Below are 7422 nucleotides of genomic sequence, written 5' to 3'. Positions count from 1 at the left end.
CCAATATGAGATACTTATTGAAGCAAATGACCCAAAAAATAGAGATATTGAGTACAAAATATTCACTCTCAATAAATTTAGTGTAACTCAAAAATCAAATCGATTTAATATAGAAATTAATAATAATCTTGTTGGAGCAAATACTACATTATATGTTCAAGCTTTTACACCAAAATCAGAATATAAAAATGAGGCAATAATAATGATTAATATAACAGTACTTCCGAAAGAATAAAAACTACATCCAACAATGCTATAATTCATTGCTTGTTTCCCGCAACCACTCCCCAATCCCCTTTAATACTTCCACCACACTTTGCACTTCCCTTCGGGAAAAGGTGTTTTCTTCCAAATAGAACAGCATTACCACCCCCAAGTCCAAAATTTTGGCCAATTCTGCTGGGGAGCCATAGCTGTCTTTCATAAATTCCTTCAACTCATCTTTTTTCTGAGACATACACCAAAGGTAAATTAGACTTTTGGATGAAGGGTCATAACAGATTATGACACTATGCATTTTTATCTTACCTTATTCCGCCATTAACCAATTTTAAAACCACACCATTATGAAAACCATGACTATCTCTGTTTTTGCTGTACTCATTCTGTTTGGTTGTGGCAACAAAACCCAAGAATCCAAAAAAGAAGAAACTGTGGAAAAAACCGAAGAGGTCACAAAAGAGGTGATCACTCCTCAATTACGCCATGTGGTATTGTTCAAATTTAAGGAGACCTCCTCTGAAGAAGACATAGAAGGGGTTAAGCAAGCCTTCAACGAACTACCTTCCAAAATAGCAGAAATAAAAGGCTACGAATGGGGCTTGAACAACAGCCCAGAAAATTTGAACAAGGGGCTTACCCATTGCTATTTTTTGACCTTTACCAGTGAGGCGGACAGGGATGCCTACCTCATCCACCCAGACCATAAGGCCTTTGGAGAAATTGCCGTCCCGCATATTGCAGATGTAGTTGTAGTGGATTACTGGGCCAACTAAAATTTAGGCCTTAAGCTGAACTCCAGCCTGCCAACAGGCATGTGGTTTCAGCAAAAACCTACACGCTTTACGCTATTGCCATTGCACTTGAACTTTGAACTTGTTCTTGAACTTGCTCTTGAAGAACTTCTAAGGCAACCCACAAAACCGTAACAAATTAGTCCTAGACGCATCTTTCTAAATGAACACTAACTTTTTTACAATGCGATCAACAGCTTTAGCGGTCTTTGTAATTTTTGGGGTTAATTTCATTTTTGCGCAAACCTCACTAAATAAAATCGGCCTTAGAAATGGCAAATACAATGTAGGATTCAAACATTATACAACAATCGATAGTACAAGAACCTACCGCATCCATAATGAGTTTAATAACCAATTCATCAACAGACCAATTCCTATTAGTATTTGGTATCCCGCTGCTGTAAAAGATAGTGGGAGTACGGAATTAACCGTTTTAGAATATTTGGAAGTTTTAAAAGAAGAGGAAGAATGGAAAAACTTACCAAATGAGTTTTTATTGGATTGGTTTCCTCACTTATGGAATACCCCTGAAAACAAAGCACATCTTTCTGAAAAAGCTACTGCTTTTTCCAATGCTACTTTTTTAGAAGGAAAATTCCCTGTTGTAGTTTATGCCCCAAGTTATCAAGCCTCATCAATTGAAAATTTTGCATTATTCGAATATTTGGCAAGCAATGGTTTTGTGGTGATGTCCAGTCCTTCTAGAGGTACAGATACAAGATGGTTGGAAGGTGGAACCACAAAGGATATGGACACACAATCCAGGGATGTGGAATTTCTTTTAAAAGAAATTCATAAATACAAGACTATCGATTCGGATAAAGTTGCATTAATGGGTTTTAGTTTTGGAGGGTTATCAAATGTGATTACCGCAATGAAAAACCAGAGTATTAAATCTTTGGTAAGTTTGGATGGAACTGAAAGATATAGGTATGAGGTGCTGGAAAAATCTGCCTATTTTGATCTGGACAAATTGAATGTTCCCTACGTCCATTTTGCACAAAAGGATATACCAGAAGCTGTTTTAAAAGAAGATAAAATCCCAGCAGAATTAAATCATAAGTTTCAACTCTACGATTCTTTAAATTATAGTACTGTTTACAGCTACAAATTCCATGACCTAACCCATTCCTATTTCAGTTCTTACGGTGTTTTGTTCAGTAACAGGGATAAGCGACAGGATAAGAGTGACGATAAAATAATGGCTTCTTACAAACAACTATCCAAACATGCCTTAAATTTCTTAAACGCTACTTTGAAAAACGAAGAAGATGCGAAGGAATTCATTACGAACAGTCCTGGGCAAAACGGTTTCCCGGAAATCATGATTTCAAAAAAAATGAAGAAATCACTTGAGGCAGAATTTGATTATAAGGATTTTAATGATTTGGCATTGCATCAAGATTATCGAGATTTAATCCAGCTCTACAAAAAAACAATGGCAATACATCCAAATCTAAAACTGGAAGAAGGTATGTTAAATACCCTGGGGTTAAGGTTGTCTTTTGACCCTGAAAGAAGTGAACAAGGCATAAATGTATTTTTATTGGCTGTACATATCTATCCAAAATCGGCTAATTTATATGACAGTTTAGCTGAAGCTTATTTGAACAAAAAGGATTTTGAAAATGCAATTACCAACTTTAAAAAGTCATTGGAATTGAATCCTGAAAACCAAAATGCGATCAATAGACTAAAACAATTGAAAGAATAAAGCCAACCGCCAAAACGCACACACTTTACTCCATTGCACTTGAACTTGAACTTTGAACTTTGAACTTTGAACTTAAGGAGCTTTTCAATTTCTAATATTTGCATCTACAACAGCAAAATAAAAAGCCTAGTCCCTTCCAAAACCCCATTTTATTTAAATATCTTTAAGTGGAGTCCAGAAACCACACAAAACGGGGCGTAACCCAAAAGCCAAACGAGTAGGAAACTAAATTTTAACGTCATGCCAAAATATGTCATTGAGCGGGAAATACCCGGTGCCGGTAATTTAACCGGTGAGCAGCTCAAAGGAGTATCACAGACTTCCTGTGGTGTTCTTCGCAACATGGGCCCAGAGATTCAATGGGTACAAAGCTATGTTACCGGAGACAAGATCTATTGCGTGTACATTTCCCCTAATAAGGAAATGGTGTTGGAACATGCCAAACAGGGAGGTTTCCCTGCCAATTTGGTCAGTGAGGTGGCCACCATTATAGACCCCACTACCGCTGAATAGGCCAATGCTACGATAGTTCATACCTAAAGCCACGACCAAATATTGGTACATGGCCAGATTGATTTATGGCCAAAATCACCCCGAGAAATATGAGATATACGCCCCAAGACGGTTTTCCCTATTATTTTGAATTGGCCCAAGAGCAGGAACTCTCTGCACTTTTTGCATCATTGAAGACCAATGCTTTGTTGGAATCCTTAAGCGAAGAAAAGGCCGCCTATAGATATGCATCGGGCAAATGGAGCATTAAACAAATTGTAGGGCATATTACCGACCATGAACGCATAAAAATGTTCAGGGCCTTTCAGTTGAGCCGAAAGGAAGAAGTCCAACTTTGGGGATACGACCAAAATTCCCTTGTCAACAACAGTCGTTTTGATGAACTCACCCTTCCACAATTGCTCACAGATTATTGCAATGTAAGGGAGGCCTCCCAAAGCTTTATCGATACCCTATCCGAAGACCAATTTATAATAAAAGGTTGGGCACGGCAGCATGAAGTTAGCTTGGAGGATTTTCTCAAATCCATTATTGGTCATGAACTACACCACCTCAACATAATCAAGGAAAGATATTTGTAACAAACCTTCCCTTGCCTTGTCTTTGTAAAAGACCATAAATACCATACCATGTTAAAAACGCCATATGCCGTTGTAGCAGTGCTTGCGTTGGCAAGCTGTACCTCACCAACTTCACAACCTGAACCCCTACAACCCGAAAATACCAAGGAAGCGTTGCTCATCGGCACCTTTCATTACCACAATCCCGGGGCGGATGTGGCCCAGACCAAAAGCTTTGATGTCCTCAGCAGCAGTGCCCAGAGGGAATTGGAGGAGATTTCAGAAAAAATAAAGGCCTACAATCCTGATCAAGTGTTGGTGGAGTGGCCCTATGACAAACAACAGGAGTTGGACTCCCTCTACCAATTGTATTTGGATGACAACTATTTCACCAACGACAGCCTTTCCGACTTTTACCTGAAAAATGAAATCTTCCAACTTGCGTTTCGGGTGGCCAAAAAAACGGGATTAAAATCCGTTCAGGCTGTGGATTACCGCGACACCGCTTTCCCTTTTGACAGTTTGATGACGGTGGCTGCCTCACAAAAGCAAACCGCACTTCAAAAACAGTTTACGGATGGCATAGAACGTTTTACCCAAGAGTTTGATGAAAAAATTGAGTCAGGTGCCTCTTTGTTGGACATCACCTATTACCTCAATTCCGAAGAACTTAGAAGGTTCAGCAATGAATTTCAGACCCAAGTACCGCTCCTAGTGGGGGGGCGGGATAATTTTGTTGGGGCATACCTTGCCTCGGAATGGTACCGTCGTAACCTCTACATGTGGTCCCTGGCCCAAAAAGCCACCCAACCTGAAGACAAGAGGATAATGTTGCTGCTGGGCTCCAGTCACATTGCATTGATCAAGGATTTTATCGACAAAAACCCCGAATGGAGTTCGGTGGAGCTCCAAGAAGTGATGGCCCGGTAACACCCCGTTTTTCATTTGAGTCAAAGAATGGTAGGGAATGGGATAAATTAGAAATCCGTTATTTCCGTATCTTTAGGGGGAGAAACAGTTGCTATGATCCTTACCGATTCCCTTTTGGATTTCTTTTTGGAAACCCGACAACATTCCGAAACCATTTGCCAACCTTTGGAGATTGAGGACTATGTGGTGCAGCCCATTGTGGATGTAAGTCCGCCCAAATGGCATTTGGGACATACCACCTGGTTTTTTGAGGAATTCATCCTAAAACCCCATGCCAAGGGTTATAAGGAGTTCAATGCTGATTTCTCCTTTGTCTTTAACAGCTATTATGAGACCGTGGGGAAACGGGTGGTTCGTTCGGATCGGGGAAATCTATCCCGGCCTTCGGTAAAAAAAGTGTACGAATACCGAAACTATGTCACTGCCGCCATCAAGGAATTCTTTTCTGAATCACAGGACGAAGAACTACAGGGTGTTTTGGAAATCGGAATCCATCACGAAAAGCAGCATCAGGAACTGTTGTTGACGGACATCAAGTATATTTTGGGCAACAACCCGCTCTTGCCGGCCTATTCAGATACATTTGAGGACCATCCGAAGGAAACCCACGAACAGGACTGGGTTGCCATGGATGAAGGTGTGTATGAAATTGGGCACAATTCGCAGGATTTTTGTTACGATAATGAACTCGGAAGGCACAAAGTCTATCTGCACCCCTATAAAATTTCCAACAAATTGGTCACCAACGCTGAATTCATTGCGTTCATTAACGAAGGAGGGTACCAACGCTTTGATATTTGGCATGCCGAAGGTTGGGATTGGGTGAACCAGAACCACATCACCGCACCCCTATACTGGCACAAAATTGATAATGCATGGTGGCATTATACCGCAAAAGGGCTCCAAAAAGTGGATATGGAGACCCCGGTGACCCACATTTCCTATTATGAGGCCTTTGCCTATGCCCAATGGAAGGGCTTACGGTTGCCCACAGAGTTTGAATGGGAGGCCGCACAGCAGTTTTTTCCTTGGGGCAAGCGCTGGGAATGGACCGAAAGTGCCTATCTGCCCTACCCCAACTACAAAAAGCCAGATGGGGCGCTCGGCGAGTACAACGGTAAATTCATGGTCAGTCAAAAAGTGCTCCGTGGCTGCTCCGTGGCCACGCCAATAAAGCACACACGGCCCACCTACCGCAATTTTTTCCATCCGCAGCTACGCTGGCAGTTTACTGGATTAAGGTTAGCGCAATAATCCCGACAAAGCTGTTATGCGACCAAAAACCACCACATTTAGTTCCACTTTTGAGCAAGAGGTCTTTGAAGGTCTCACGGCCCATCCCAAGTACCTGTCCTCCAAATATTTTTATGATGAGGTAGGCGACAAGCTTTTTCAGGACATCATGGCCATGCCGGAATATTACCTCACGGATTGCGAGTTCAATATTCTGGAAGCGAACAAGGCAGAAATTGTTGACCTATTTTCCGGTGATGGTGAATCTTTCAGTCTGTTTGAGCTTGGTGCAGGTGACGGTAAAAAGACCAAAATCTTACTCCGGCATTTGGTGGAACGTAATATCCCATTTGATTACAGGCCCATTGATATCAGCCAAAACGCCCTGGACCAATTGGAAGCCACTTTGCACAGGGAAATCCCGGAAGTGGTCATCAATCCCTTGCAGGGCACTTATTTTGATACGCTTCGCGATATTGGCAACAGCAACGGACGGAGAAAGGTAATTTTGTTTCTGGGTTCCAATATTGGCAACCTCCTGCATCCCCAAGCGGTGGAATTTCTCAAAAATATGCGGGACGCCATCAACACCGATGACCTTATTTTTATGGGCTTCGACCAAAAGAAAAATCCGCAGACCATTTTGGATGCCTATAACGACAAGACGGGTATTACGGAAGCTTTCAACAAGAACATTTTAGCCCGAATCAACAAAGAAATGGGTGGTAATTTTGACCTTGACCAATTTTTGCATTGGGAAGTGTACGATCCCCAAACCGGAACGGCCAAAAGCTATTTGGTTTCCAAAGAAAAACAAATGGTATGGATAGAAAGTTTGGATTTGGAAGTCCCTTTTAAACGCTGGGAGACCATCCACACCGAAATTTCACAAAAATATGATGACGAGGTCGTGGCATGGTTGGCGGGAGAGGCCGGGCTACAGATTGCCACCTCCTTTTCCGACGAGGAGGAAAACTACAAGGACTACGTGTTCACCAAATGAACCAAAAAAACCGCCATTGAATTTGGGGGACTCCAATGACGATTGTATTTGTTATACTTCCAGAACAGCGTTTTCTGTTCCTGCATAATCGTTCCATTGAAAACGATCTGCTTCTTCATCGTTGGTGAAGGCACCGTCGATAATGTACCTAAATTCGTAGGTGTTCTCTTTGGGAAGCTCAAAAGTTCCCTTAAAGGTCCCATTTTTTAACTTCTTCAAAGTGCTGCCTTTGGGGTTCCAATTGTTGAAATCGCCCACTACAGCCACTTTTTCTGCCTCTTCTGCGGGTACGGTGAAAGTCACCTTGCAAACAGGCTTGCTTTTCAGGTATTGTTTTTTAATTGCCATGGTACTATAAATTAAAAATCAAGAACAAAACAATAGATAAAACGGCTTATTTACAATAAGTTAAGTTCGATTTATCAAATTGATAAAATGCTCCTAACAATAGGA

The 7422-nt window shown here is 41.4% G+C and carries 10 protein-coding genes; 8 read left to right on the top strand and 2 right to left on the bottom strand.

Annotated features, from left to right (window positions below; translation table 11 throughout):
* The coding region (locus A7D14_RS20045) for a hypothetical protein (RefSeq protein WP_176712403.1) at positions 1–235 on the top strand (235 nt) is incomplete at its 5' end.
* An 18-nt stretch (positions 236–253) separates the two neighbouring features.
* Here the strand turns inward: A7D14_RS20045 and A7D14_RS10240 are convergent.
* The gene (locus A7D14_RS10240; protein WP_067033893.1) at positions 254–457 is read right to left on the bottom strand and encodes a hypothetical protein; all 204 of its coding nucleotides are present in this window, start codon (positions 455–457) and stop codon (positions 254–256) included.
* A 109-nt stretch (positions 458–566) separates the two neighbouring features.
* Between A7D14_RS10240 and A7D14_RS10235 the strand changes: the two genes are divergently transcribed.
* From A7D14_RS10235 to A7D14_RS10205, 7 genes are all read left to right on the top strand, one after another.
* Positions 567–995, top strand: a complete 429-nt coding sequence (locus A7D14_RS10235; protein ID WP_141673340.1) for a Dabb family protein — start codon at positions 567–569, stop codon at positions 993–995.
* Between the two features lie 202 nt (positions 996–1197).
* Entirely contained in the window at positions 1198–2730 is a 1533-nt protein-coding gene (locus A7D14_RS10230) for a prolyl oligopeptidase family serine peptidase (RefSeq protein ID WP_141673338.1), read from the top strand.
* A gap of 240 nt (positions 2731–2970) precedes the next feature.
* A complete protein-coding gene (locus A7D14_RS10225) occupies positions 2971–3243 on the top strand; it encodes a DUF4242 domain-containing protein (protein WP_067033884.1) in 273 nt (90 codons plus the stop codon).
* Between the two features lie 89 nt (positions 3244–3332).
* Positions 3333–3824 (top strand): DinB family protein, encoded by a 492-nt coding sequence (locus A7D14_RS10220; protein WP_176712402.1) that lies wholly within the window; start codon positions 3333–3335, stop codon positions 3822–3824.
* 48 nt (positions 3825–3872) lie between these two features.
* Positions 3873–4733, top strand: coding sequence for a DUF5694 domain-containing protein (locus A7D14_RS10215; RefSeq protein ID WP_067033878.1), 861 nt, complete (start codon positions 3873–3875; stop codon positions 4731–4733).
* A 93-nt stretch (positions 4734–4826) separates the two neighbouring features.
* Entirely contained in the window at positions 4827–5987 is a 1161-nt protein-coding gene (gene egtB, locus A7D14_RS10210) for an ergothioneine biosynthesis protein EgtB (RefSeq protein ID WP_067033875.1), read from the top strand.
* 16 nt (positions 5988–6003) lie between these two features.
* Positions 6004–6969, top strand: coding sequence for an L-histidine N(alpha)-methyltransferase (locus A7D14_RS10205; protein ID WP_067033870.1), 966 nt, complete (start codon positions 6004–6006; stop codon positions 6967–6969).
* A gap of 51 nt (positions 6970–7020) precedes the next feature.
* On the opposite strand, the gene A7D14_RS10200 is transcribed toward A7D14_RS10205, so the two are convergent.
* Positions 7021–7317: an isoamylase early set domain-containing protein gene (locus A7D14_RS10200; RefSeq protein WP_067033867.1), complete on the bottom strand. Its 297-nt coding sequence runs from the start codon at positions 7315–7317 to the stop codon at positions 7021–7023.
* Positions 7318–7422: the final 105 nt, after the last annotated feature.

The organism is Allomuricauda sp. CP2A, assembly GCF_001683915.1.
GTDB lineage: Bacteria > Bacteroidota > Bacteroidia > Flavobacteriales > Flavobacteriaceae > Flagellimonas.
This window is presented reverse-complemented; position numbering and strand designations above follow the sequence as displayed.

Coding starts and splice junctions, on each gene's coding strand:
- A7D14_RS10240 (WP_067033893.1), bottom strand. CDS start 457: ATGTCTCAGAAAAAAGATGAGTTGAAGGAATTTATGAAAGACAGCTAT.
- A7D14_RS10230 (WP_141673338.1), top strand. CDS start 1,198: ATGCGATCAACAGCTTTAGCGGTCTTTGTAATTTTTGGGGTTAATTTC.
- A7D14_RS10225 (WP_067033884.1), top strand. CDS start 2,971: ATGCCAAAATATGTCATTGAGCGGGAAATACCCGGTGCCGGTAATTTA.
- A7D14_RS10215 (WP_067033878.1), top strand. CDS start 3,873: ATGTTAAAAACGCCATATGCCGTTGTAGCAGTGCTTGCGTTGGCAAGC.
- A7D14_RS10205 (WP_067033870.1), top strand. CDS start 6,004: ATGCGACCAAAAACCACCACATTTAGTTCCACTTTTGAGCAAGAGGTC.
- A7D14_RS10220 (WP_176712402.1), top strand. CDS start 3,333: ATGAGATATACGCCCCAAGACGGTTTTCCCTATTATTTTGAATTGGCC.
- egtB (WP_067033875.1), top strand. CDS start 4,827: ATGATCCTTACCGATTCCCTTTTGGATTTCTTTTTGGAAACCCGACAA.
- A7D14_RS10200 (WP_067033867.1), bottom strand. CDS start 7,317: ATGGCAATTAAAAAACAATACCTGAAAAGCAAGCCTGTTTGCAAGGTG.
- A7D14_RS10235 (WP_141673340.1), top strand. CDS start 567: ATGAAAACCATGACTATCTCTGTTTTTGCTGTACTCATTCTGTTTGGT.